Raw genomic sequence first — 24,352 nt, 5'->3', positions numbered from 1 at the left:
GCGTCAGCTGGCCGGGCCTTCCTTGAGTAACCGCGAATGCGGGCAGCAGCCTAGTGGCTGTGGCCTGCGTGCTCGTCTTCCTCGGCCGGCTTGTCAGCCACCAGCGTTTCGGTGGTGAGCACCAGAGCAGCGATGGAGGCGGCGTTGCGCAGGGCCGCGCGGGTGACCTTGACGGGGTCGATGACGCCCGCTGCGATCAGGTCCTCGTACTCGCCGGACTTGGCGTTGAAGCCGTGGTTGTTGTCCTGGTCGGCAACCCGGGCGGTCACAACGTAGCCGTCGTGGCCGGCGTTCTGGGCGATCCAGCGCAGCGGCTGGACCAGTGCGCGGCGGACGATGCCCACGGCAGCAGCCGCGTCACCCTCGAGTGCCGTGACGGCCGGGTCCTCGTCGAGCGCCTTCAGCGCGTGGATCAGGGCGGAACCGCCACCGGCCACGATGCCTTCTTCGAGGGCGGCGCGGGTGGAGGACACTGCATCTTCGATGCGGTGCTTCTTTTCCTTCAGCTCAACCTCGGTGGCTGCGCCGACCTTGATGACGCCGATGCCGCCGGCCAGCTTGGCCAGGCGTTCCTGCAGCTTTTCCCGGTCCCAGTCGGAATCGGTGCGGGACAGCTCTGCGCGCAGCTGGGCGACGCGTGCGGAGACGTCCTCGGCCGAACCCGCGCCGTCGACGATGGTGGTGTTGTCCTTGGTCACGGTGATGCGGCGGGCGGTACCCAGCACCTCGAGGCCAACAGTGTCCAGGCTCAGGCCCAGTTCGGGGGACACGACCTGGGCGCCGGTCAGCGTTGCGATGTCCTGCAGCATGGCCTTGCGGCGGTCGCCGAAGCCCGGGGCCTTGACGGCAACAACGTTCAGGGTGCCGCGGATGCGGTTGACGATCAGCGTGGACAGCGCCTCGCCGTCGACGTCCTCGGCGATGATGAACAGCGGCTTGGAGCTCTGCAGCGCCTTCTCCAGCAGCGGCAGGAATTCCTGTACGGAGGAGATCTTGCCCTGGTTGATCAGGATGAGGGCGTCCTCGAGGACAGCTTCCTGGCGCTCGGTGTCCGTGATGAAGTACGGGGACAGGTAGCCCTTGTCGAACTGCATGCCTTCGGTGAGGGCCAGCTCGGTCTGCGTGGTGGAGGACTCCTCGATGGTGATCACACCATCCTTGCCGACCTTGCCGAATGCCTCGGCGAGCAGCTCGCCAACCTCTTCGCTCTGGGCGGAGATGGCGGCAACGTTGGCCACCTGGGTGCCCTCGACCGGACGGGCGTTCTCCAGCAGGCGTGCTGCGACGGCCTCCACGGAGACCTCGATGCCGCGCTTGATCTGGCCCGGAGCGGCGCCGGCGGCTACGTTGCGCAGGCCTTCCTTGACCAGTGCCTGGGCGAGCACGGTGGCGGTGGTGGTGCCGTCACCGGCGACGTCGTTCGTCTTGGTGGCGACTTCCTTGGCCAGCTGGGCGCCAAGGTTCTCGTACGGGTCGTCCAGCTCGACTTCCCGGGCGATGGTCACGCCGTCGTTGGTGATGGTGGGGGCGCCCCACTTCTTGTCCAGCACGACGTTGCGGCCGCGGGGACCAAGCGTCACCTTAACCGTGTTGGCGAGCTTGTCGATGCCGGCTTCAAGCGACCGGCGGGCAGCGTCGTTAAACGCAAGCTGCTTTGCCATGGTTTGTCCTTTCAAGACAGAACCCCGCGCGGCCGCCCGGTCAGACTGATGTCAGACGCGGGCAGCAGCACGGGGATCCAGAGAGTTACTTAACGACGATCGCCAGAACGTCGCGGGCGGAGAGCACGAGGTACTCGGTGCCGCCGGTCTTGACTTCGGTTCCGCCGTACTTGGAGTAGATGACGACGTCGCCAACGGCTACGTCCACCGGTACGCGGTTGCCGTCTTCGAAGCGGCCGGGGCCTACTGCAACAACTTCGCCTTCCTGCGGCTTCTCCTGTGCGGAGTCCGGGATGACCAGGCCGGAAGCGGTGGTCTGCTCGGCTTCGAGCGGGCGGACAACAATGCGATCCTCAAGAGGCTTAATAGAGACCGACACTCGGACCTCTCCTTTTCGTCAAAATTCATGGACAGTAAAAACTGTTGCGCCATGGCGGCAGACCGTCGTCGCGGTGCCGGCAGCAGCCAGGCTGGCAGCTCTTCGTGTATTAGCACCCTCCTAGGGAGAGTGCTAATGATGACTCTATGTAAGGGGTTAGCACTCGGTCAAGGCGAGTGCCAGAAATTCACCTGACGTAACCCGTGCGGCCCCGGCCGTCAGCGCACAGCCCGGCGCTCAGCGTCCGGCGAGCTCGTCGAACCCAAGGTCCTCGCCGCCGTCGGCATCCCCGGTTTTCCGCTGTTCGCGGACAAGCACGACGGCGGCCGCCGCGGCTGCCAGCGCCGCTATGGTGAGCGCGACGATGCCGCCCACGCGGGCGCCCAGGTACAGGTCCCGGATCTGCCGGGCTTCCTCGGTGGCGTCGCTGATGTTCTTGCCGCCCACGGAGTAGACGGTGGCGTTAAAGGAATCGAGCAGGAAGATGATCACCAGCAGGACCAGGCAGACAACGGCGACCACGGCGCCGGTGACCAGGACCGGCCGTGCATACCGGACCGGCCGGCTCTGCCGCGCCGGCGCCGGGCCAGGATGGTCGCTTTCGGGCTGGCTTGGATCGGGCCGGTCGGGCGTGGGCATTTCGCTGGATTCCATTCAGTCCACCTTATCGGGAAGAGCACGCCTATCGGGCTGAGCACAGGGCGCCCGCTCCACTAGGCTTGATTCCATGTCTGAAGCACCGCAGGACCAGATCGCCCCGCTCCTCACGGAAGAAGGATGGGAGCTGCTGGCCTCGCTCGGACCGTACCGGGAGGACGACTCCTTCGCCCTCACCGCAAGCCTCCGCAAGGCCGGCCACTCCCCCGAGCTCGTGTCCGCCGTCCTCACCCAGTCCCGGCTCCGGACCAGGGCGGAGGCAAAGTTCGGCGAGTTTGCCCGGCAGATGCTGTTCACCCAGGCCGGCCTGGAGCAGGCCACCCGGCTCAACGTCGCGGCCCGGCACGCCCAGCGCTTTGCCCAGGCGGGCGTCGGGCACGTTGCAGACCTCGGCTGCGGCCTCGGCGCCGATGCCATGGCCCTGGCGTCACTGGACATCGCCGTGACCGCCGTGGAGGTCGACGAGGCCACCGCTGCCTGCGCCACGATCAACCTGATTCCGTTTCCGCATGCCACAGTGGTCCACTCGGACGCGACCTCGGTGGAACTGGAGGTCGGGACCGGCGTCTGGCTGGACCCCGCCCGGCGCACCACCACTACCTCCGGCACCAGGCGGATCTGGGACCCTGAGGCCTTCTCGCCCCCGTTGTCCTTCGTGGAGTCGCTGGCCGCTGCCGGGCGCGCCGTCGGCGTCAAGATGGGGCCCGGCATGCCGCACGAGTCGGTACCGGCGGGCTGCGAGGCCCAGTGGGTGTCGGTGGGCGGGGACGTCACCGAAGTAACGCTGTGGTTTAACGCCGTTGCCCGTCCGGGAGTCCGCCGGGCCGCCCTGGTCATCGGGCCCGAGGGTGCCGCGGAAATGACCAGCGGGGAGGATTTCGACGCCGGACCCGTGGCCCCCGTGGGGCCGGTGGAGGGTTTCCTGTACGAGCCGGACGGCGCCGTGATCCGTGCCGGCCTGGTGGCCGACCTCGCCCTGGACCTGCGCGGGCACCTCGTGGACGAACACATCGCCTACATCTGCGCGCCGGAGCTTGTGGACACCCCGTTTGCGCGGGCCTACCGGGTCCAGGAAGTCATGCCGTTCAACGTCAAGGCCCTCAAGGCCTGGGTCCGGGACAACGGGATCGGCGTGCTGGACATCAAGAAGCGCGGCACATCGGTCACTCCGGAGGAGCTGCGCAAGCAGCTGCTGCCAGCGGGGAAAGGGCCCGGCAAAACGGCCGGCAAGAAGACAGCCACCCTGGTCCTCACCCGGATCGGGGAAGAAAGAGTGGCTGTCTCCGTGGAGCCCGTCTAGTTTCCTGCTGGCAGCTACACAGCTACTGCGCGCGGACGAACGCCTCGGCATCGCGGACCTGCTGTTCCGTGGGCCGGATGCCCGTGTACAGCACAAACTGCTCGAGCGCCTGGATGGTGGCCACTTCCGCCCCGGTGATGACCTGCTTTCCGGCCGCCCGGCCCGCCTTGATGAGGGGTGTTTCGGCGGGCAGCGCCACGACGTCGAAGACAACCTTGGCGGCCTCGACGGTTTCGGCCGGGAAGGACAGCGCGTCCGCTTCCGGGCCGCCGGCCATTCCCACTGGCGTGACGTTGATGATCATGTCCGCGGTCGCTTCTAGGCCGGTGCCGAGCTCGGCGCGCCAGGCAAAGCCGTAGAGATCGGCGAGCGCCCGGCCCGCGGCTTCGTTGCGGGCGATGATGGTGACGTTCCTGAACCCCGCATCACGCAGCGCCGCGGCCGTTGCCTTGGCCATGCCGCCGGCGCCCTTGAGCAGCACCGATGACCCGGTGGGCACGGCGTTGCCCTGCAGCAGCTGTTCGATGGCCGTGTAATCGGTGTTGTAGGCGGTCAGCCGGCCGCCGTCGTTGACGATGGTGTTGACGGAATCGATGGCTTTGGCGGAGGGGTCCATGGCGTCCACCAGGGCGATGACGTCCTCCTTGTAGGGCATGGAGACGGCGCAGCCCCGGATCCCCAGGCCGCGGACACCGGCGATCGCCTGGGCGAGGTCGGTGGGCGCGAAGGCCTTGTAGATCCAGTTCAGGCCCAGCTGGTCGTACAGGTGGTTGTGGAAGCGGGTCCCGTTGTTGCTCGGCCGGGCCGAGAGGGAGATGCAGAGGGTCATGTCTTTGTTCAGAATCGGCACCCTCCCATTAAACGTCGGGCACTCCCGTGTTACAGGCAACCGTTACTTGGAGCTCGAATTACTTGCAGCCGGTGCCTGCCCGGTAGGGTCCGACGGCGGCCGGCAGCTTTCCGGGGGCGGCCGCCTTGCCTGCCAGGACGGCAAGCAGCGCCTTGTACGCCCCGGGCGAGCGGCCATAGAGCGCGATCTTGGTGGCGGCCACGGACTGCGCCAGCGGCCACGGCGCATCCAGCGCCACCGCAATGTCTGTTGTTGCGGGACGGCCGCCGTAGCCGATCAGGGTGACCAGCGGCCCCCTCCCGAGGGTGATTCCCGCTTCCTTCGCCGCGGCGGCGAACCGGGCCCGGTCCACCGGCGTGCCGCCAGCCACCCGGACATGGCCGGCCACAGATGCGCCGCTGCATTTGCCTGCCACCACTGTGATGGCTCGGGCCGAGATTTTCGCGGACAGCGCGTCGCCGCTTCCCGGCGCTGCCGGGGGCCGGGACTGCGCCGTCCGTCCCCGCCAGATCATCATGGTGGCCACCCGGCGGGCCGCCTCCTCGAGGCGCTTCTGCGGGAGCTTTCCCGCGGTGACGGCCTGAACAATGGCGGCATGTGCCGCGGGGGCGTCCGCCGGCATCAGCAGCAGGTCTGCCCCGGCCGCCAGTGCTGCAGGCGCAACGGAACCGCGGGGATAGCGGCCGGCCACCGCGCCCATGTTCAGCCCGTCCGTGACAGCCACGCCTTTGAAGCCCAGGCCGCGGAGCGCCGAGTAGGTTGCCTTCGACACGGATGCGGGCACCCCTGGTTCCAGGGCCCGGGCTGCGATGTGCCCGGTCATGACCATGGGAGCCCCTGCCTTGACCGCGGACTGGAACGGCTTCCAGTCCCGCGCCTTGAGCTGTGCGAGGCTGGCGTTCTGGACCGGCAGGCTCTTGTGCGAATCGGCGGTCACCGAGCCATGCCCGGGAAAGTGCTTGACGGCGGGCAGCACGCCCCCGGCCAGCATGCCTTTGGCGAAGCCGGCACTCAGCGCTGCCGCGGCGCGGGGATCGGCGGACATGGACCGCGCGCCGATGGTGGGATCGGCAGGACCGATCGTGACGTCGGCCGCCGGGGCGAAGTCCACGGTGAAACCCAGCGGCACCAGTTCCGCCGCCAAACCCGCGCCGGCCTCGGCAGCCAGCGGCACGCTGCCCGCCGCGCCGTAGCTCATGGGCGTGGGCCAGCGGGTGAGCGGGGCACCGACCCTGCTCACCGCGCCCCCTTCCTGGTCGACGCCGATCAGGCCGGGCCAGGTGCGGCCGCCGGCGCGGGACGCCTGGTCCAGCCGGCGGGTCACCGCGGCCAGCGCGTGGACATCCACCAGGCCGGCGGCCGTACCGGGCACGTTGTCGGCCATGATCATCGAGCCGGCAAGGTGGAGGCGTTCCACCGTGGCGGCCTGGGCTTCGTGGTCGAGCCCGGTATAGAAGGGAAGGATGACCTGCCCGGCCTTCTCCTCCAGGCTCATTCCTGCCACCGCTGCTGCTGCGGCGTCCGCGTCCCGTTGCTGCGGGCCCCACCCCAGCGGGGCGCTCCCCTTCTGTGCGGGCGCGGCCTTCGGCGGGGCCGGACTCTGTGTCCCTGCCTGTGGTGAAGCGGTTAGCGGCACCTTCGGAGCGCCGGAAGCGGAAGCCGCGGGCGCCGTCGTCGTACTTGATTCCGGCTGGGGTGCCGGCGGCACCGTGCAGGACGCAGCGGCGAACAGCGCCGCGAGCGCTGCCGCCGTCCGGGCGCATGCCACGCCGCGGTGTTTTCCGGGTGATTGGGGGCGGCCTGTCTTGTGAACACTCTCACTCGCCCTGCGTAGCCAAGCCATCTCTTCGATGCTACCCCTGCACTAGACTTGAGTGACCGTTCCCCTGCCAGCCGTTCGCCAGGAACGGACGGCACCCGGACCAAAGGTCATTAGGCCAGCAGACAGTGAGGAACACATGAAGATTGATTTCGCTTCATCCAGGCAATCAACTCTTGGTGTGGAATGGGAACTCGCTCTGGTGGATGCGCAGACCGGTGAACTTTCCTCCGTGGCCAACGAGGTCCTGCGCGGTGTCGCGGCACGGCATCCCGAGCTGAATGAGGACGACGAGCATCCGCACATCAAGCAGGAGCTGCTGCTGAACACCGTGGAGCTGGTGACCGGCATCTGCGAGACCGCCGCGGAGGCGAAGGAAGACCTCGCCCGCTCCCTGGCTGCCCTGCGGGAAGTGACGGACCCCATGGGCGTGGAAGTGTTCTGCGCCGGGAGCCACCCCTTCAGCCCGCCGCAGCTGCAGCCGGTCACGGACAAGGAACGCTACGCCAAGCTGATCGACCGCACGCAGTGGTGGGGCCGGCAGATGGTGATCTACGGGGTTCACGTCCACGTCGGTCTGGACCGGCGGGACAAGGTCCTTCCCGTGCTGGACGGGCTGGTCAACTACTTTCCGCACTTCCAGGCCCTGTCCGCGTCGAGCCCGTTCTGGGGCGGCGAGGACACCGGCTACGCCTCACAGCGGGCGCTCATGTTCCAGCAGCTGCCGACGGCGGGACTCCCCTTCCAGTTCCCGAGCTGGGAAGAATACGAGTCGTACGTCCAGGACATGTTCACCACCGGCGTGATCGACACCATCTCCGAGATCCGCTGGGACATCCGCCCCGTGCCCGCGCTGGGAACCATCGAGATGCGCATCTGCGACGGCCTGGCCACGCTCGAGGAAGTGGGCGCCGTCGCAGCCCTGACCCAGTGCCTGGTACATGAGTTCTCCACCATCCTCGACGCCGGCGGCAGCATCCCCACCATGCCGCCGTGGCACGTGCAGGAAAACAAGTGGCGGGCCGCCCGCTACGGCATGGACGCCATCATCATCCTCGACGCCGCGGGCAACGAGCAGCTCGTCACCGACCACCTGCTGGAGACCCTGAACCGGCTCGAGCCGATCGCCGCGAAGCTGCGCTGCTCAGATGAGCTGGCCGACGTCGAAAAGATCATCAGCCGCGGCGCCGGGTACCAGCGCCAGCGCCGGGTGGCCGCCGAAAGCGGCGGAAACCTCCAGGCCGTGGTCCTCGACCTCGTCAAGCAGATGCGGAACGGCCCCACCGCCTGACCGGATTCTGCCCGGCGGCTCATTGATTATCAGCTTGCTTACTATTAGGTTGGGGATATGCCAACCATAAGCAACGTCGAATGGGACCCGGCTCTGGAGTCCTTCAAGGGACGGTCCACGACGACGTACGCGGCCGCGGCCGCCGCTGCCGCTACGGCCTGTGCGTCATGTCAGATGCCCGTAACAGCACGGACTCCCCTGTCCCTGTCTGTCGACGTTACGGGCGGCACGCATGGGGACGGCACCGAATACTTCAGCTTCGAGACACGTATCTACCACCGTGTCTGCCGTGCACCGGCCTTGACCTTCATTGAGGGGCACAGCTCCCCGATCGAGTTCACTCCACGGGCGTGCAGGCTCATTCTCGAAAACCGGGAGACGGGCAACGCCACGGCCGCCCTGGTCTTCACCTATCTGCCGATGCTCTCCTTCCGGGAGCCGGGCGGGGAGCTGACCTCCGCACTGGTTACTGCGCTCCTCCGCAAAGGCTTTCAATTGGCAATGAGCGCCGACGTCGGCGAGATGCTGCGCGATTCCGGCCCGGCAGCCGGCGACGTCGTCTGCCCGGTGTCGGATAGGGGCCTGCTGACACTCCGCGCCGGCCAGGCAGCGATGTACCATGAACAGCTTGATCCGGCCGACCCGGTCGATGCCGCATGGCTGCATGCAGCCCGTGGCGGTGCAGTTCTCGTGATCGCCGGCGACAACATCACCTTCACCAGCCAGGGGCCGGACCTGGATGCTGCGGCACAGCTCGGCACGCTCGCCGCGGGGATGGTCCCCGTCACCGCCTCCGATGAGGACCGGCCGGACAGGACCACCGTCAGGCCCTACTCCGCCGACGGTCCGCCAGTCTCCGACGGTCCGCCGGTCACAGACGGTCCGCCGGTCACTGAGTAGTCGGTCCCGATACCAGGGGCTTGGATTCATCGCGTGCGGAGACCGTTGTCACCGGCATGGAGGAGTCCGGCGCGAAACTGATCCCGCTGGGTTCGATGCCGGCCATGACCAGCTGGGCACCCAGGGCGGCCACCATCGCACCATTGTCCGTGCACAGGTCCAGCGGCGGGACGTGCAGGGTGATGCCGGCAGCCGAGCAGCGCTGCTCAGTCAGCTGCCGCAGCCGCGAGTTGGCGGCCACTCCCCCGCCCAGCAGCACGTCCGTGATGCCCCGCTCGCGGCAGGCCAGGACGGCCTTGGAGGTGATGACATCCACCACGGCTTCCTGGAAAGCTGCCGCGATATCCGCCACCGGCACGGGTTCGCCCGCGGCCTCGAACTGCTCCACGCACCGGGCCACCGCGGTCTTCAGGCCGCTGAAGGACCAGTCATAGCGGTGCGGGCCCGGTTCCTCCGCCGTGCCCATGTATTTGGGCTGTGTCAGTCCCCGCGGGAAGCGGATCGCCTTGGCGTTCCCTTCGCGCGCCAGCCGGTCGATGGCGGGGCCGCCGGGATAGCCCAGGCCCAGGATCCTAGCCACCTTGTCGTACGCTTCGCCCGCGGCGTCGTCGATCGTGGAACCGAGCAGCTCGACGTCGTCGGTGATGCTGCGGATGCGCAGGATCTCGGTGTGGCCGCCGGAAACGAGCAGGGCACCCAGGTTTTCAGGCAGGACCGGCTTTGCGGTTCCCGCGCCGTTTCCGGGTTGTCCCGGCCGCGGATTCAGCAGGCCGACGCCCACGTGGGCCACCAGATGGTTGATGGCGTACAGCGGCTTGCCGGTGGCAACGGCGAGCGCCTTGGCCGCACACACGCCAACCATGAGCGCGCCGGCCAGACCCGGACCGGAGGTCACCGCGATGGCGTCGATCTCGTCCAGCGTCACGTCCGCCTCGGCCAGGGCCGCCTGCAGGGCAGGAACGAAGGCGTCCAGGTGGGCGCGGGAGGCGATTTCCGGGATGACACCGCCGAACCGGACGTGCTCCTCCATGGACGAGGACACCGTGTTGGTCAGCAGGTCGATGCCGCGGACGATGCCGACGCCGGTTTCGTCGCACGAGGACTCGATGCCGAGCACCAGCGGCTGGGAGCGGTTCATGTCTGGTCTGCCTCCGTCGGAGCGGTTGCGCCGGTGCGGCCGGCTGTTTCCTCGTGCGTTATTTCCTGGTGCCCGCTGTTCTGGTGCACTGTTTCCTCGTGCACTATGTCCTGGTGCACGGTGAGCACGTCCTCCAGCTGGAGCCGCATGATCAGGGCATCGACGCCGTCGCGGTAGTACCGCTTCCGCACGTGGATCTGCTCAAAACCGAAACGGACGTACAGCTGCTGGGCACGCGGGTTGTCGGCCCGGACCTCCAGCAGGATGTCCGCAGCGCCGCGGCGGCGGCCCTCGGCGATCAGGTCGGTCAGGAGCGCCGTGCCTATGCCCCTGCCCTCATATTCGGGCACCACGGCGATGGTCTGGATGTCCGCGATCGGCTCGACGCACATGAGTCCGGCATAGCCGACAATGCCGTCCGGAGCCTCGGCCACGAGGTACCGGCGAGTCTCCGGCTGCACCAGTTCGTCCCAGAACATCTGCAGCGGCCACGCGTCCACGGGGAACAGCCGGACCTCCAGCTCATGGACGGCAGGGATGTCATCGGGGAGCATGTCCCTGATGGTCACCCCCAAGGCCAGTTGGCGGGGCAGGACGGGCGCGTTGCCTGATGCTTCGTTATCCGGCGAATCGGGCAGCAGGTTCACAGGGCACGCTTCCGGGGACCGGGGACCTGGGCGTCCGATTCGCGGAGGTAGAGCGGCGTGGAATCCAGCAGCTGCTCACCCGCCGCGAGCCTCGCCAGCGCGAACTGGCCAAGGTACAGTGCGTCCGGCTGTTCGGTGCTGAAGTCCGGATCTGCCCGGACATCCCCGGAATAGAGCCCCGCGCCCGCGCCGTAGGCGGGCAGGTCGGGAAGGTCCGGGGCAAAGCCCACGTGCGGGCCGTCCAGAAGCCGGGGCAGCTGGCCGGCGGCCAGGGTGTAGCGCGCCCAGTAAACCTCTTTGCGCCGGGCGTCGGTGGCCACGAGGAACTCGGCCGGCGCCTCGGTGGACTCCGCAACCTCCAGGGCGACGGCGTCCAGGCTCATCAAGCCGTGCAGCGGGGTGTTCCAGACGAAGGCCAGCGTGCGCGCCGTCGCAATGCCGGACCGGAGGCCGGTGAAGGGGCCGGGGCCGACGCCGACGACGATCGCGTCAATGTCCGCACCCGTCACGCCGGCGTCCGCGAGCAGCCGCTCGATGCCGGGCGCAAGGACCTCGGCGTGGCTCCTGGTGTCTTCGGTGGAGAAGCTGCCCACCACGCCTTCCAGCGCGTCATCGGACACCAGCGCGGCGCTGGCCACGGCCGACGTGTCGATAGCGAGAATGAGCATCAGGAAATCCCTTCCGCGGCCAGAACCGGCTGTTCGGCCCAGCGCGGCCCGAAGCCGCGGATGATGATGGTGCGGGGCTCGTCGTCGTCCTCGGACTCGAAGTCCAGGGTCCCGTTGCCGGTGCGGTGGGCAGCGGCGGCGCCGCCTACCTGGCCGCCCAGCTGCCGGTGCAGCTCCACCTCGAGCCGGCTCTCGGTCAGGTGCTCCACGCGGTCCCGGCCCCACTCCACCACGGTCACCGCGGAGTCGAGCGTGTTCTCCAGGTCGATGTCATCGATTTCCGACGACGATCCAAGACGGTAGGCGTCCACGTGCACCAGGTCGGGACCGCCCGGGCGCGGCCCGTCGGGAAGGTTCGGGTGGATCCGCACCAGTACGAAGGTGGGGGAAATGATGCCCTCACGGACACCCAGGCCCTCGCCAAGGCCCTGGGTGAAGGTTGTCTTGCCGGCACCCAGTTCACCTGTCAGCACCAGGAGGTCCCCCGCCCGAAGCACCTCCGCCAGAGCCGCACCGAGGGCATGGGTCTGCTGCGCCGTCGTAACCGTCAGGGTCTGGACCCAGAGCGGAACGCCCGAATTTTCCGGGACGCTCATGTTTTCCGGACTGCCAGTGTTTTCCGGGTTGCCAGTGTTTTCCGGGTTGCTCATGGCGCCGGCGCTTCGGCTGCAGGCGCCTTGCCGTCCTGCGCTTTGCTGTCCTGCGCTTCCCCCGCGGGCGATTCGTTGACGTACGTCCGGGGAACGCGGGGGCTGATGCGCGTGACGATTTCGTAGTTGTTGGTGCCGGCGGCGCGGGCCCAGTCGTCAGCCGTGGGGCCGCCGTCGGCCCCGTCGCCGAAGAGGACCGCTTCCGCGCCGAGGACGGTGTGCCCGCCCCGGGTCACCTGCAGCGGGCCGAGGTCGATCACCATCTGGTCCATCGCGATCCGCCCCACCACGGGGTAGGTGACACCCTCCACGCGGACCGGGCCGCCGGTGGCGACGCGGGGCACACCGTCGGCATAGCCAAGCGGGATGAGCCCCAGCGTGCTCGCGCCGGACGTGTGGTAGTTGAAGCCGTAGGAAACGCCCTGGCCGGAGGGCACGTCCTTGCAGTGGGAGACCACCGTGCGCAGGGTCATCGCGGGACGCAGTCCCAGTTCCGTCGACGTCTGCCCTTCGAACGGCGAAAGGCCGTAGATCCCCAGCCCCACCCGGACCAGGTCGAAGTGCGTGTCCGGCCGGGACAGCGTGGCCGGGGTGTTGGCCAGGTGGCGGACCTCCGGGTCCACGCCGGCGTCCTCGGCGATGGCCAGCACCTCGCGGAACGCTGCCAGCTGGTCGTCGGTTTCGGGGCGTTCAGGCTCGTCGGCGACGGCAAGGTGGGAGAAGATGCCCACCACGCGCAGGAGCCCCTGGTCCTGGTATTCCACGGCTTCGCCCACCAGCCGGTCCCACACCTCGACGGTGGCGCCGTTCCGCCCCAGTCCCGTATCCACCTTCAAGTGGACGCGTGCGGGGCGTTCCTGTTCGCGGGCGGCGGCGACGATCTGGTCCAGCTCCCAGCCGGAGCAGCCGATGTCGATGCCGGCGGCCACGGCCGCGCCGAAGTTGCTTTCGGGGGTGTGCAGCCAGGCAAGCAACGGCGCGTCGATGCCTGCCGCACGCAGTGCCAGCGCCTCGGAGATATGTGCGACGCCCAGCCAGCTGGCCCCCGCCTCAAGGGCTGCGCGGGCAACCTGCACGGCACCGTGCCCGTAGGCGTCCGCCTTGACCACCGCCATCACTTTGGCAGGCTCGGCGGCCGCGGCGAGGCGGCGGACGTTGTGCCGGATGGCCTCGAGGTCGATCACGGCGGAGCGTTCATGGGCCGGACGGGCGGAGCCATCTGCCGTCCCCCTCGGGCCCGTTACTGCCGGGCGGTCTCCTGTTGCTGCTGGATAAATCACTCTACTGATTCTAGTGCTGGCGCTTCGGGCCGAATAATTGCCGGGAAAACGGCGTGCCGGTCCTGCGGACGGCCGGTCCCTCAGGCGTCCGAGAGGTGCGCGATGGTGGCGGCCGCGCGCCGCTGGGCCTCCTGCGGAACGTCCCGGACAATCTCGGCGAGGAAGGCGTAGCGTCGCAACCACTGGCTGCCGCGGCGCTCCGGCCGGGCGTTGGCTCGCTTCCACCAGTCGGCGATGTCACCCCAGCCCGGCGCGGCCAGGGACCCGCCGACTTCCTGCACGGCCAGCGCCGCGCAGAGGTTGGCGAACCGCAACCGGTCGCTGAGGGGCCACCCCGCCAGGCTTCCGACGACGAACGCGGCCCCGAAGCAGTCCCCGGCCCCGGTCGGGTCGAAGGCCGCCACCGGCAGTGAGGGCACCCACTCCTCCTCGCCGGTTTCCGAGTCCACGGCCACGGCGCCCTGCGCCCCGAGGGTCACCACCGCCACGGGCACCCGGTCCGCCAGGGCGTAGAGCGCCGCCCAGGGGTCGGTCTTGCCGGTGAACGCCATGGCCTCGCGCTGGTTGGGCATGAACGCGTGGAAGTACTGCAGGTTCTCCAGCCTCGCGTGGGCCCACTCGCCCGTGGGGTCCCAGCCGACGTCGCCGAACAGTTTCACGCCGGCCTCGTGCGCCGCGAGCGCCCACGGCTCGAGTTCATGGCCCAGGTCCGCCACGGCGGCCAGCGCACGGGGCGGATTCCCGATCAGCTCGGAGGAGGTTACCGGCGCCGGGTGCCCGTGCGTGACCATGGAGCGGTCGTGGTCCACGCTGAGCGAGACCGTCACGGGCGAGTGCCAGCCCGGGACGCGGCGGGACAGGGACAGGTCCACGTGCTCCTGGCCGGCCAGGATCTTCCAGTTGAAGTCCCCGTAGCCGTCATCGCCGAAGGCCGCCGCCAGCCCTGTCCGCAGGCCCAGCCGGGCCGCGGCGATCGCCTGATTCGCCACACCGCCGGGGCAGCTGCCCATGCCTTCGCTCCAGATTTCGGTACCCGCTTCGGGCGCGTGCGGCAGTCCGGTGAAGATGATGTCCTGGAAGACGGTCCCGGCCAGCAGCAGGTCGAACTCTCCGGCCGCCGGGGTGCGGACGGCCGAGAGGGGATCGAAACGGCGTGCGGGATTCGCCTCCATGCACGGCACATTACGCCACCTACCTTGGCGTTGGCACCCCGCGATCTGGGGGTCGGCGGTGCCTTCCGGGCAGCCACTCCGGCCGCGTTGCCGGCTGCTGCGCATAGACTCCTGCCATGCGGCTCATGATCGCCGGCGGCGGCGGGTTCCGGGTTCCCCTCGTTTACCGTGCCCTCTCTTCCGGGCCCTACGCCGGCCTGGTGAACGAGGTCGTGCTGTTCGATGTCGACGCCGGCCGGCTCGCCGCCATCGAGGCCGTTCTAAAGTCCATGTCTACGAAAGTGGCCGCGCCTCCGGACGGAAGTCCCGCCGTCGGCCGTTCCCGCTGGAGTCCGCCGGCGGTGACCTCCACAACGTCCCTCCCCCGCGCCCTGAGCGGGACGGACATCGTGTTCGCCGCCATCCGCCCGGGCGGAACGGCAGGCCGAGTTGCCGACGAGCGGGTGCCCCGGGATCTCGGGCTGTTGGGGCAGGAGACCACCGGCGCCGGCGGCATCTCCTACGCGCTGCGGTCCATTCCGGCAATGCTGGAGCTGGCCACGGGCATGCGGACACACTGCCCCGACGCCTGGCTGATCAACTTCACCAATCCCGCCGGAATGGTCACCGAGGCGCTGGTTCCGGTGCTGGGCCGGAAAGTGATCGGCATCTGTGACTCGGCGAGCGCCCTGGTGCACCGGGCCGCCCGCGCTGCTGGTGTGCCGCTGCCCCCGGGAAAGCTCGACGGCGTGGGCTACTTTGGGCTGAACCATCTCGGCTGGCTCTACCGGCTGGAGCGCGACGGCCGGGATCTCCTACCCGGCCTGCTGGCGGATCCGGATGCCCTGGCCGGCTTCGAGGAGGGCAGGCTGTTTCCGCAGCCATTCCTGCGCGATCTGGGGCTGCTGCCGAATGAGTACCTGTTCTACTACTACGGGGCGGCGCGCGCGGCGGCGGGGATGCGGGCCATGGCGCAGACCCGCGGGGAATCGATCCACGGCCAGCAGGCGGAGCTGTATCCGCGGCTTGCCGCCGCGGGGCAGAACGCGTACAGCCTGTGGGAGGCGGCGCGGCTGTCGCGCGAAGAGGGGTACCTGGCCGAAGCCAGGACCGGCGGCGAGGCACGGCACGCCGAGGACCTCGCCGGCGGCGGCTACGAGCAGGTGGCACTCGCGGTGATGCGGGCGGTGGCCGGCTTTGCTGAAGGGACGGGCGTCGAACTGATCCTCAATACGCCCAACTCCGCCGGGCGCTCTTCGCCCGACCCTGGCGGCACCCGGGCCGCGATTCCCGGACTGCCGGCGGACGCCGTCGTCGAAGTTCCCTGCACGGTCACGCCGGAGGGGGCGGCACCAAAGCCGCAGGACAGGCCGGCTGCAGCGCAGCTGGATCTGTTGCGGCGGGTCAAGAATGTGGAACTGCTCACGGTCCGCGCAGCAACTGCAGGTGACCGTGATGCGGCGCTGCAGGCCTTCGCAGGGCATCCCCTGGTGGACTCGGATGAGCTGGCGGGCGCGCTGCTCACGGGCTACGAAGCCGCATTTCCCGGATTGGCAGGGCTGTGGCGCCGCTGAGCGGGTTTCGCGGCTGCCCTGGCGCACCGGGGATTTAACCTGCACGTGCTACATCCGCTGCCGCCCTTCTGGTTGGCTCCCGGTCCGCCATGCGATCAGCAGCCCTCTTGCCGCGGCCGCGCAGACGGTTCAGGAGTAGTGTTTTAGTCGATGCAGTCCCGGCAGCACGGAGAGGAGGGAGGGCCATGTCTGTGATCAAGCGAGTGGCTTTCCTGTCCCTGCACACCTCCCCCATGGAGCAGCCCGGTTCCGGGGATGCCGGCGGCATGAACGTCTACATCCGCGGCCTCGCCTCCGCCCTGGCCGAGACCGGCATCGAGGTGGAAATCTTCACCCGCTCCACCTCCGCCGGACAGCCCGCGGTGGAACACCCGGACCCAGGCGTTTGCGTCCACAACGTCATGGCCGGCCCGCCCCGCAAACTCCCCAAAGAGGAACTGCCGGAACTGCTGCACAGCATGGTGGCCGAGATCGAACGCATCCGGGCCCAGCAGCCCCACGGCCGCTACGACGTCATCCACTCCCACTACTGGGTCTCCGGCGTCGCCGGCCTCGAGCTCTCCGGCCTCTGGAACGTTCCGCTCGTGCACACCATGCACACCATGGCCAAGGTCAAAAACCTCCTCCTGCACTCCGGTGAACCGCCCGAACCCCGGCGCCGCGAGGACGGTGAACACCGCATCGTCGACGGCGCCACCCGCCTGATCGCCAACACCACCGCAGAAGCCGCCGAACTGGTTTCCCACTACGGCGCCGATTACGACCACATCGACGTCGCTCCGCCCGGCGTCGACCTCTCGGTCTTCACGCCGGCGTTCCGCGCCGCCTCCCGCGCCGCCCACGGCATCAGCCCGAACGCCTTCCATCTCCTGTTCGCCGGCCGGATCCAGCGGCTCAAGGGGCCGCAGATCCTGGTCAATGCCGCCGCCCTGCTCCGCCGGCGCCGCCCGGACATCAACCTGAAACTGACCATCCTCGGCGCCCTCAGCGGCGCCAAGGACTTCAACCTTTCGTCCCTTGTCAGCGCGGCGGGGCTGGACGACGTCGTGACCCACCGCCCGCCCGTCAGCGCACCCGAGCTGGCCGGCTGGTTCCGCGCTGCCGACGTCGTCGCCATGCCCTCCTTCAGCGAATCGTTCGGCCTCGTCGCCCTCGAAGCCCAGGCCTGCGGCACCCCCGTGATTGCCACCCGCGTGGGCGGCCTCACCCGTGCCGTCAGCCACGGGCGCACCGGCCTGCTCGTCAACGGACACCATGCCTCCGACTGGGCCGACGCCATCGAAGCGCTCCACGACGACCCCGACACCCGCCGCAACATGGGCACCGCCGCAGCCATCCACGCCGCAAACTCCGGCTGGCAACGGACCGCCGGCATCACCCTCGACAGCTACCATGCCGCCGTCGACGAACACGCCTCCAGCCACCCCATGGCCGCCGTCTACGGGTCACGGCTCACCGGATAAGCACCACTGAAAGGACAACGATGTCTGACAGCACTCCCCCGAGCGGTACCGGCACCACGCCCCTGAGCGACCTGGACATTGCCCGCCGGGCAGTGCTGCAGCCCATCGAGGACATCGCCGCGGCCGCGGGCATCGACCCCGAGGCAGTGGAGCACTACGGCCGGCACAAGGCCAAGATCGATCCCGCCAAGCTGTCCGCCCCGGCGCCCGCGGGAAAGGTGGTCCTGGTTTCGGCGATGTCGCCCACGCCCGCCGGGGAAGGGAAATCGACCACCACCGTGGGTCTGGCGGACTCCCTCGCCCGGGCGGGCCACAAGGTCATGGTGGCGCTGCGGGAGCCTTCGCTCGGACCCATCCTCGGCATGAAGGGCGGGGCCACCGGCGGCGGACTGTCCCAGGTGCTGCCCATGGACGAGATCAACCTGCACTTCACCGGCGACTTCCATGCCATCACGTCGGCCAACAATGCCCTCATGGCCCTCGTGGACAACCACATCTACCAGGGCAACGAACTGAACATCGATCCGCGCCGGATGACCTTCAAGCGCGTTCTGGACATGAATGACCGCGCGCTTCGCGAGGTGGTCATCGGGCTGGGCGGCCCCAGCCAGGGGGTGCCGCGGCAGGACGGCTTCGACATCACCGTCGCCTCTGAGATCATGGCCGTCTTTTGCCTGGCCACGGACGTCGCCGACCTGCGTGACCGGCTGGGCCGGATCACCTTCGGCTACACGTACGACCGGACGCCTGTCACCGTGGCGGACCTGGGCGTACAGGGCGCGCTGACGCTGCTGCTCAAGGACGCGATCAAGCCGAACCTCGTCCAGACGATCGCCGGCACCCCCGCGCTGGTCCATGGCGGACCGTTCGCGAACATCGCCCACGGCTGCAACTCCCTGATCGCCACGCAGACCGCCCGCCGGCTGGCAGACATCGTGGTCACGGAGGCGGGGTTCGGGGCGGACCTCGGCGCCGAAAAGTTCATGGACATCAAGGCGCGGATCGCGGATGTGGCGCCTGCCGCCGTCGTGGTGGTGGCCACCGTGCGCGCGCTCAAAATGCACGGCGGGGTGGCCAAGAACCGGTTGAACGAACCCAACGTGGAGGCCATCGCGGCCGGGGTGGCCAACCTGCGCCGCCATGTCCGGAACGTGGAGCGGTTCGGGGTGACGCCGGTGGTGGCGATCAACAAGTTCCCCTCCGACACCCGCGAGGAGCTCGGCTGGCTGCTCGGCTGGTGTGCCGGCGAGGGTATCCAGGCCGCGGTGGCCGACATCTGGGGCCGGGGCGGGGGCGGCGACGGCGGCGATGAGCTGGCCGCCAAAGTCGCCGGCGCGGTGAACGGGCCGTCCTCGTTCCGGCATCTCTACCCGCTGGACATGCCCGTGGAGGACAAGATCCGCACCATCGTCCAGGAAATCTACGGCGCCGACGGCGTGGACTTTTCAGTGCCCGCACTGCGTCGGCTGGCGGACATCGAGCGGAACGGCTGGTCCGGGCTGCCGGTCTGCATGGCGAAAACCCAGTACTCGTTCACCGACGACGCCTCGAAGCTGGGGGCACCCAAGGGATTCACCATCCACGTCCGCGACCTCATTCCCAAGACCGGCGCCGGCTTCATTGTGGCCCTGACCGGAGCTGTGATGACCATGCCCGGCCTCCCAGCCGTTCCCGCAGCCATGCGGATGGACGTGGACGAAGCCGGCAACCCCGTCGGCCTCTTCTAACCCCTTCCTCACCTCTCGTCGCCTCCCTTCACACCCTTCCTCACCTTTGGTCGGGTACGGACCAACCCTTCCTCACCTTTGGTCGCCTCCGGACCAACCCTTCCTCACCTCCCGCTGCCTCCCTTCGCACCCTTCCTCACCTTTGGTCGGGTACCGGCCAACCCTTCCTCACCTTTGGTCGGGTACCGGCCAACCCTTCCTCACCTTTGGTCGGGTACCGGCCAACCCTTCCTCACCTTTGGTCGGGTACCGGCCAACCCTTCCTCAGAGCGCATCGGCGAATCCGGACGCCTGAGGATGGTCCAGCCGGCTCGTTCGCAGGGCTCGCTTGATCTGGCGAATGGCCCCATCGAAGCAATCGGCGAAATCCTTCTTGCCGAACACCAAAACGGTCCACCCTGCAGCCTCAAACGCTTTATTGCGCCGCTTGTCGCTGAAGATCTGGGCCTCATGAAGGTGATGTTCGCCGTCGTACTGGATTGCCAAGCGCCGATGCCGATAGCCAAGATCGGCGGTGGGCCCGGCGGCGTCGTTCTTCCTCAGGGCCACTTGCAGTTCAGGCTCCGGGAGGCCGGCGTCCTCCATCGCCAAGCGAAGCAGCGACTCAGGGGCGGAATCCGCTCCAACGCGCATTCGATCGATCGCGGCGCGCGCCCGGACCACACCCTGGAGATTCGGGTGTCGGGCGACGAGCAAGCACAATCCCTCCACTGTGTCGAACGGCCGGGTACGGCCTTCGAATTCCACTCTGGGGACGCGGATGAGCTCGTCGCCCATGCAGACCAGTTCGCTCTCTGACAGCCGCCTCGCCATATCCAACCACGTGCGCGACCTGCTGCTGATTCGGATGCCGTCGACAATTTCAATCTCGTCCTCGAATACCAACACCGAGTGCCCGATCACCCCTCTTCGCCTCACTTCCGGCAGGCCATCGGGTTTGCTCAGATGCAACTCGTTCGAATCTGCCAGCCACGCCTGCAGAATTTGGCTTCGAATCCGTGCCGCGGTGACGTGCGAAATCCAAGCGCCGGGGGAAGCTTCCGAAAGGGCGCGCGCTGCCGCCTCAAGCTCGAAGCTCCAGCCAGCCGGGCGGTACAGTTCGCGGCTTACATGCCCGACGTCGGCCCGTCGCAGTCTGTTTGGTGGAATTCCGGAGGCCTTGGCAGTGCCCAATGTGAAAGGAGCCGAGACCAGGCTGGGAGGGAGATCGGTACGTGGTTGCATATGGCATTGTTGCTCGAAACAAGCCTGCCCCGCAGAAGTTATCCACAGGCACGGAGATACGCCGACGGAAGGTGAGGAAGGGTTCCGCTTTGAAGCAACCAAAGGTGAGGACGCGTCCGGACTGAAGCGACGAAAGGTGAGGAAGCGTCCCGACCGAAGCGACCAAACGTGAGGACGCGTCCGGGCTGAAGCGACGAAAGGTGAGGAAGCGTCTTACTTGGGGCTCGCGCTGGTGTGTGCCGGGGATGCCGCCGTGACGGACGGGCCGGACTTTCGCCGCGTTTCTCGGATGCCCCTTCCCTCACCACGTCGCAGCGAAACGAAAACGACGGCGACGCTGGCCGCCACCAACACGGCAACGAACAGGGCCGTCGGGAGGTCCTCGGCCAGGAGCCGCGGAATCGCGCGGCCCGGCACCGAGACGGCGAAGCCGAAGGCCACGGCGATGCCAACGTAGCTGCCGATCATGTTTCCCCGGTGCGCCGGGATGTTCCGCCGCACCGCGCTGACCAGCCCGAGTGTGACGGTGACGATCGTGAATGCAGACAGACCGTGTAGCCAACTGAAATGCCCGTCACTGACGATCCAGAAGCTGCTGAAGCAGACGTAGTACATCGCTGAAACCCACAGATGTCCCATGGTGCGGTGGATGCGGTCACGGCGCCGCCGAAAGATTTGGACGGGGCCAATGGCGAGGACGAAGAGCGCGGCAATGACGTGGCTGGCGAGTAGTACGTTCCAAGGCTCCATAGGCCTAGGATAGGAGCACTATCCAATGTTGTAAATCAAGATAGCGACCGGTGCAACAGCTATCCAACGGGCTTGTTGCCGCAGGGAACGGGGCAGGCATGCAGCTGAAGGAACTGAGCGAGCGGGCGGGGGTCTCCCCTGCCAGCATCAAGTTCTACCTCCGGGAAGGACTGCTGCCGGCGGGCCGATCCGTTCACGCGACCCGCGCAGAGTATTCAGAACATCATGTGAGCCGGCTGGAACTTATCCAAGCGCTGCGGCACGTCGTCGGGCTTCCCCTCGCCAAGATCAGTTCGCTGCTCAAAATGGCCGACGGCGGCGCACCGCGCCTTGAGCTTCTGGCCGCCGTCCAGCGCACTGTACTGAGCCTTGATGAGGTGAGCTCAGAGCACGATGACCTGCGGACGCCGGGCGGTGACGCCGTCGTCCGCTTTCGGAACTGGCCGGACGTGCCGAGTGACGCCCGGAATGCCCTCAACGCGCATCTGACCCTCATGGAAAGTCTCGGCGTACCTGCCGACAACGAGCTGCTCGACGCCTACAGCCGGGCGGTGGATTCCATCGCAGCCGTGAACATTTCCGCCACAACGGCGCCGGACGATATCAACCAGCTGATCATGACGGCGGCGGTCGGCATGCACCTGCACGGCCAGCTGGTCCTGAAGCTGCTGGCACTTGCGCATGCAAGCCACGCGATCCGGCGCTACGAAAACGAGGCTTAACGCACGATGCTCCCCCACCCGAAGGTGAGGAAGCATCGCGTCAAACCCGACAGGATCTGAGGAAGGGTCCTATCGAACCCGGCAGGATCTGAGGACGCGTCCGGTTAGAACCTGCGGGAGGTGAGGAAGGGTGTTTTAGCGGTCGAGGTCGCCGCGGATGAAGGCTTCGACCTTTTCGCGGGCGAGGTCGTCGTTGAACTGCTCCGGCGGGGACTTCATGAAGTAGCTCGACGCCGAGAGCAGCGGACCGCCGATGCCCCGGTCCAGGCCGATCTTCGCCGCACGGATCGCATCGATGATCACACCGGCCGAGTTCGGCGAGTCCCACACCTCCAGCTTGTACTCCAGCGACACCGGCGCGTCACCGAAGTTCCGGCCCTCCAGGCGCACGAAGGCCCACTTGCGGTCATCCAGCCACTGCACGTAGTCGGACGGGCCGATGTGCACGTCCTTCGCGGACAGCTCCGCCTCCACGTTGGAGGTCACGGCCTGGGTCTTGGAGATCTTCTTGGATTCGAGGCGGTCGCGCTCGAGCATGTTCTTGAAGTCCATGTTGCCGCCGACGTTCAGCTGGTACGTCCGGTCCAGGGTCACGCCGCGGTCTTCGAACAGCTTCGCCATGACGCGGTGCGTGATCGTGGCACCGATCTGGCTCTTAATGTCATCGCCCACGATCGGCACGCCGGCGGCGGTGAACTTGTCCGCCCATTCCTTGGTGCCGGCAATGAACACCGGGAGCGCGTTCACGAACGCCACGCCGGCGTCGATCGCGGCCTGGGCGTAGAACTCGGCCGCTTCCTGGGAACCGACCGGCAGGTAGCAGACCATCACGTCAACCTGCGCGTCCTTCAGGGCCTGGACCACGTCAACCGGCTCCTCGGTGGACTGCTCGATGGTCTCCAGGTAGTACCGGCCCAACCCGTCCAGGGTGTGTCCGCGCTGCACCGTCACGCCGGTCGGCGGGACCTCGGCCAGCTTGATCGTGTTGTTCTCGCTGGCCAGGATCGCGTCGGCCAGGTCGTGACCGACCTTCTTGCCGTCCACATCGAACGCGGCAACGAACTGCACATCATTGACGTGGTACTTGCCGAACTCCACGTGCATCAGACCCGGAATCGTGGCCTGGGGGTCGGCATCCCGGTAGTAATGGACACCCTGAACCAGCGAAGCGGCACAGTTGCCCACGCCGACGATAGCTACACGAATCGGATTTGCAGACACGGAACTCCTTTGAGAACAAACTTCATGTGCCCTGCGCGTAAGTCTGTACGACGGCGTCTGACGGGCACCGCGCCACGTGGCGCGCTTATCAGTGTAACCAAACGCAGCCGGGGCCGGCTTTGTTCCCGCCGTCCCCGGCCGCTTGATTACGTGCCGCTGCTGTTGCCCTGGGTTCAGACCCGCTGCGCCCAGAGATTGATGTCGGATTCGACGGCGAACTCGTCGATCGCCGTCAGCTCCTCGCCGCTGAACTCAAGGTTGTTGATGGCCGCCAGGGTGTCTTCGAGCTGCCGGACGCTGGAGGCCCCGACAAGCGCGGAGGTCACCGGCGAGCCCTTCGGCTGGTCCCGCAGGATCCAGGCGATCGCCATTTGCGCCAGTGACTGGCCGCGGCCGGCGGCGATGGCGTTCAGCCCGCGCACCCGCTCCAGCTTGTCCTCCGTCAAAGCCGATTCGGACAGGAACCGTGCCTTCGCGGCGCGGGAGTCGGCCGGCACGCCGTTGAGGTAACGGTCGGTCAGCATGCCCTGGGCCAGCGGCGAGAACGCGATGGAGCCGGCACCCACCTGGTCCAGCACCTCATACAGGTTGGGCGAACCGTCTTCGGTCCAGCGGTTCAGCATGGAGTAGCTGGGCTGGTGGATGAGCAGCGGAGTGCCGAGTTCCTTCAGGATGCGGGCGGCCTCGAGCGTCTGCTCCGGGGTGTAGGAGGAGATGCCCGCATACAGGGCCTTGCCCGACCGGACCGCATAGTCCAGCGCGCCCATGGTCTCCTCAAGGGGCGTCTCCGGATCAGGGCGGTGGCTGTAGAAGATGTCCACGTAGTCCAGGCCCATCCGCTGTAGGGACTGGTCCAGGCTGGAGATCAGGTACTTCCGGGAACCCCATTCGCCGTACGGGCCGGGCCACATGTAGTAGCCGGCCTTGGTCGAGATCACCAGCTCGTCGCGGTAAGGCTTGAAATCGTCCTGCAGGTGGCGGCCGAAGTTCGTTTCAGCGGACCCATCCGGCGGCCCGTAGTTGTTGGCAAGATCGAAGTGGTTGACGCCGAGGTCGAAGGCGCGGCGCAGGATGGCGCGCTGTTCGTCGAAGCGCTTGTCGTCACCGAAGTTGTGCCACAAGCCCAGCGAGATGGCCGGCAGTTTCAGGCCGCTGCGTCCGACGCGGCGGTAGGGCATGGTGTCGTAGCGGGTGTCCGGGGCCACATAAGTCATGCGCTCCATCCTGCCAGTCCCGCCCTGCCCGCGGGGCGGGCGTCCACCATCCGGTCACCGGCGGTG

The 24,352-nt window shown here is 67.9% G+C and carries 22 protein-coding genes; 7 read left to right on the top strand and 15 right to left on the bottom strand.

Annotation, left to right across the window (positions count from 1 at the left end):
- Positions 1-50 precede the first annotated feature (50 nt).
- From groL to ACFUTU_RS12620, 3 genes are all read right to left on the bottom strand, one after another.
- On the bottom strand, positions 51-1,661 hold the full coding sequence (groL, locus tag ACFUTU_RS12630) for a chaperonin GroEL (RefSeq protein ID WP_377964700.1): 1,611 nt from the start codon (positions 1,659-1,661) through the stop codon (positions 51-53).
- Between the two features lie 85 nt (positions 1,662-1,746).
- Complete coding sequence (gene groES / locus ACFUTU_RS12625) at positions 1,747-2,040, bottom strand: co-chaperone GroES (protein WP_003805290.1); 294 nt, start codon at positions 2,038-2,040, stop codon at positions 1,747-1,749.
- A 237-nt stretch (positions 2,041-2,277) separates the two neighbouring features.
- Positions 2,278-2,694: a hypothetical protein gene (locus ACFUTU_RS12620; RefSeq protein WP_377964698.1), complete on the bottom strand. Its 417-nt coding sequence runs from the start codon at positions 2,692-2,694 to the stop codon at positions 2,278-2,280.
- 73 nt (positions 2,695-2,767) lie between these two features.
- On the opposite strand from ACFUTU_RS12620, the gene ACFUTU_RS12615 reads away from it, so the two are divergent.
- Positions 2,768-3,997: an SAM-dependent methyltransferase gene (locus tag ACFUTU_RS12615; RefSeq protein ID WP_377964696.1), complete on the top strand. Its 1,230-nt coding sequence runs from the start codon at positions 2,768-2,770 to the stop codon at positions 3,995-3,997.
- A gap of 22 nt (positions 3,998-4,019) precedes the next feature.
- On the opposite strand, the gene ACFUTU_RS12610 is transcribed toward ACFUTU_RS12615, so the two are convergent.
- Positions 4,020-4,847, bottom strand: coding sequence for a shikimate 5-dehydrogenase (locus tag ACFUTU_RS12610; RefSeq protein ID WP_377964694.1), 828 nt, complete (start codon positions 4,845-4,847; stop codon positions 4,020-4,022).
- Between the two features lie 58 nt (positions 4,848-4,905).
- Positions 4,906-6,615, bottom strand: coding sequence for a glycoside hydrolase family 3 N-terminal domain-containing protein (locus ACFUTU_RS12605; protein WP_377964692.1), 1,710 nt, complete (start codon positions 6,613-6,615; stop codon positions 4,906-4,908).
- 190 nt (positions 6,616-6,805) lie between these two features.
- Between ACFUTU_RS12605 and ACFUTU_RS12600 the strand changes: the two genes are divergently transcribed.
- Positions 6,806-7,957 carry a glutamate--cysteine ligase gene (locus ACFUTU_RS12600; protein WP_377964690.1) on the top strand — a complete coding sequence of 384 codons (1,152 nt, stop codon included), beginning with the start codon at positions 6,806-6,808 and terminating at the stop codon, positions 7,955-7,957.
- 57 nt (positions 7,958-8,014) lie between these two features.
- Positions 8,015-8,857 carry a hypothetical protein gene (locus ACFUTU_RS12595; protein ID WP_377964688.1) on the top strand — a complete coding sequence of 281 codons (843 nt, stop codon included), beginning with the start codon at positions 8,015-8,017 and terminating at the stop codon, positions 8,855-8,857.
- On the opposite strand, the gene tsaD is transcribed toward ACFUTU_RS12595, so the two are convergent.
- The 6 genes from tsaD to ACFUTU_RS12565 form a co-directional block, all read right to left on the bottom strand.
- The gene (gene tsaD / locus ACFUTU_RS12590) at positions 8,847-9,995 is read right to left on the bottom strand and encodes a tRNA (adenosine(37)-N6)-threonylcarbamoyltransferase complex transferase subunit TsaD (RefSeq protein ID WP_377964686.1); all 1,149 of its coding nucleotides are present in this window, start codon (positions 9,993-9,995) and stop codon (positions 8,847-8,849) included. The genes ACFUTU_RS12595 and tsaD overlap by 11 nt on opposite strands.
- Complete coding sequence (gene rimI / locus ACFUTU_RS12585; protein ID WP_377964710.1) at positions 9,992-10,549, bottom strand: ribosomal protein S18-alanine N-acetyltransferase; 558 nt, start codon at positions 10,547-10,549, stop codon at positions 9,992-9,994. Before rimI ends, tsaD begins: the two co-directional genes overlap by 4 nt.
- An 89-nt stretch (positions 10,550-10,638) precedes the next feature.
- Positions 10,639-11,310, bottom strand: coding sequence for a tRNA (adenosine(37)-N6)-threonylcarbamoyltransferase complex dimerization subunit type 1 TsaB (gene tsaB / locus ACFUTU_RS12580; RefSeq protein WP_377964684.1), 672 nt, complete (start codon positions 11,308-11,310; stop codon positions 10,639-10,641).
- Positions 11,310-11,906, bottom strand: coding sequence for a tRNA (adenosine(37)-N6)-threonylcarbamoyltransferase complex ATPase subunit type 1 TsaE (gene tsaE / locus ACFUTU_RS12575; RefSeq protein ID WP_377964708.1), 597 nt, complete (start codon positions 11,904-11,906; stop codon positions 11,310-11,312). Before tsaE ends, tsaB begins: the two co-directional genes overlap by 1 nt.
- Before the next feature lie 50 nt (positions 11,907-11,956).
- The gene (gene alr, locus ACFUTU_RS12570) at positions 11,957-13,240 is read right to left on the bottom strand and encodes an alanine racemase (protein ID WP_377964682.1); all 1,284 of its coding nucleotides are present in this window, start codon (positions 13,238-13,240) and stop codon (positions 11,957-11,959) included.
- Between the two features lie 80 nt (positions 13,241-13,320).
- On the bottom strand, positions 13,321-14,412 hold the full coding sequence (locus tag ACFUTU_RS12565) for a PfkB family carbohydrate kinase (RefSeq protein ID WP_377964680.1): 1,092 nt from the start codon (positions 14,410-14,412) through the stop codon (positions 13,321-13,323).
- 116 nt (positions 14,413-14,528) lie between these two features.
- On the opposite strand from ACFUTU_RS12565, the gene ACFUTU_RS12560 reads away from it, so the two are divergent.
- From ACFUTU_RS12560 to ACFUTU_RS12550, 3 genes are all read left to right on the top strand, one after another.
- Positions 14,529-15,965, top strand: a complete 1,437-nt coding sequence (locus ACFUTU_RS12560; RefSeq protein WP_377964678.1) for a 6-phospho-beta-glucosidase — start codon at positions 14,529-14,531, stop codon at positions 15,963-15,965.
- A 185-nt stretch (positions 15,966-16,150) separates the two neighbouring features.
- Complete coding sequence (gene mshA / locus ACFUTU_RS12555; RefSeq protein ID WP_377964676.1) at positions 16,151-17,428, top strand: D-inositol-3-phosphate glycosyltransferase; 1,278 nt, start codon at positions 16,151-16,153, stop codon at positions 17,426-17,428.
- Positions 17,429-17,448: 20 nt separating this feature from the next.
- The gene (locus ACFUTU_RS12550; protein WP_377964674.1) at positions 17,449-19,155 is read left to right on the top strand and encodes a formate--tetrahydrofolate ligase; all 1,707 of its coding nucleotides are present in this window, start codon (positions 17,449-17,451) and stop codon (positions 19,153-19,155) included.
- A gap of 264 nt (positions 19,156-19,419) precedes the next feature.
- Here ACFUTU_RS12550 and ACFUTU_RS12545 read toward each other — a convergent pair whose 3' ends face one another.
- The gene (locus tag ACFUTU_RS12545; protein WP_377964672.1) at positions 19,420-20,379 is read right to left on the bottom strand and encodes an endonuclease domain-containing protein; all 960 of its coding nucleotides are present in this window, start codon (positions 20,377-20,379) and stop codon (positions 19,420-19,422) included.
- A 213-nt stretch (positions 20,380-20,592) separates the two neighbouring features.
- Complete coding sequence (locus ACFUTU_RS12540; RefSeq protein ID WP_377964670.1) at positions 20,593-21,129, bottom strand: DUF2306 domain-containing protein; 537 nt, start codon at positions 21,127-21,129, stop codon at positions 20,593-20,595.
- 50 nt (positions 21,130-21,179) lie between these two features.
- Here ACFUTU_RS12540 and ACFUTU_RS12535 point away from each other — a divergent pair, with 50 nt between their 5' ends.
- Positions 21,180-21,851: a MerR family transcriptional regulator gene (locus tag ACFUTU_RS12535; protein ID WP_377964668.1), complete on the top strand. Its 672-nt coding sequence runs from the start codon at positions 21,180-21,182 to the stop codon at positions 21,849-21,851.
- 135 nt (positions 21,852-21,986) lie between these two features.
- On the opposite strand, the gene ACFUTU_RS12530 is transcribed toward ACFUTU_RS12535, so the two are convergent.
- Positions 21,987-23,072 carry an inositol-3-phosphate synthase gene (locus ACFUTU_RS12530; RefSeq protein ID WP_377964666.1) on the bottom strand — a complete coding sequence of 362 codons (1,086 nt, stop codon included), beginning with the start codon at positions 23,070-23,072 and terminating at the stop codon, positions 21,987-21,989.
- 173 nt (positions 23,073-23,245) lie between these two features.
- Positions 23,246-24,286: an L-glyceraldehyde 3-phosphate reductase gene (gene mgrA, locus ACFUTU_RS12525; protein ID WP_377964664.1), complete on the bottom strand. Its 1,041-nt coding sequence runs from the start codon at positions 24,284-24,286 to the stop codon at positions 23,246-23,248.
- Positions 24,287-24,352: the final 66 nt, after the last annotated feature.

Origin of the sequence: Arthrobacter sp. NPDC057388 (assembly GCF_042668165.1) — a bacterium.
GTDB lineage: Bacteria > Actinomycetota > Actinomycetes > Actinomycetales > Micrococcaceae > Arthrobacter.
This window is presented reverse-complemented; position numbering and strand designations above follow the sequence as displayed.

Coding starts and splice junctions, on each gene's coding strand:
- groL (WP_377964700.1), bottom strand. CDS start 1,661: ATGGCAAAGCAGCTTGCGTTTAACGACGCTGCCCGCCGGTCGCTTGAA.
- ACFUTU_RS12620 (WP_377964698.1), bottom strand. CDS start 2,694: ATGGAATCCAGCGAAATGCCCACGCCCGACCGGCCCGATCCAAGCCAG.
- ACFUTU_RS12615 (WP_377964696.1), top strand. CDS start 2,768: ATGTCTGAAGCACCGCAGGACCAGATCGCCCCGCTCCTCACGGAAGAA.
- ACFUTU_RS12600 (WP_377964690.1), top strand. CDS start 6,806: ATGAAGATTGATTTCGCTTCATCCAGGCAATCAACTCTTGGTGTGGAA.
- ACFUTU_RS12595 (WP_377964688.1), top strand. CDS start 8,015: ATGCCAACCATAAGCAACGTCGAATGGGACCCGGCTCTGGAGTCCTTC.
- tsaD (WP_377964686.1), bottom strand. CDS start 9,995: ATGAACCGCTCCCAGCCGCTGGTGCTCGGCATCGAGTCCTCGTGCGAC.
- rimI (WP_377964710.1), bottom strand. CDS start 10,549: ATGCTCCCCGATGACATCCCTGCCGTCCATGAGCTGGAGGTCCGGCTG.
- tsaB (WP_377964684.1), bottom strand. CDS start 11,310: ATGCTCATTCTCGCTATCGACACGTCGGCCGTGGCCAGCGCCGCGCTG.
- tsaE (WP_377964708.1), bottom strand. CDS start 11,906: ATGAGCGTCCCGGAAAATTCGGGCGTTCCGCTCTGGGTCCAGACCCTG.
- ACFUTU_RS12565 (WP_377964680.1), bottom strand. CDS start 14,412: ATGGAGGCGAATCCCGCACGCCGTTTCGATCCCCTCTCGGCCGTCCGC.
- ACFUTU_RS12560 (WP_377964678.1), top strand. CDS start 14,529: ATGCGGCTCATGATCGCCGGCGGCGGCGGGTTCCGGGTTCCCCTCGTT.
- mshA (WP_377964676.1), top strand. CDS start 16,151: ATGTCTGTGATCAAGCGAGTGGCTTTCCTGTCCCTGCACACCTCCCCC.
- ACFUTU_RS12550 (WP_377964674.1), top strand. CDS start 17,449: ATGTCTGACAGCACTCCCCCGAGCGGTACCGGCACCACGCCCCTGAGC.
- ACFUTU_RS12545 (WP_377964672.1), bottom strand. CDS start 20,379: ATGCAACCACGTACCGATCTCCCTCCCAGCCTGGTCTCGGCTCCTTTC.
- ACFUTU_RS12540 (WP_377964670.1), bottom strand. CDS start 21,129: ATGGAGCCTTGGAACGTACTACTCGCCAGCCACGTCATTGCCGCGCTC.
- mgrA (WP_377964664.1), bottom strand. CDS start 24,286: ATGACTTATGTGGCCCCGGACACCCGCTACGACACCATGCCCTACCGC.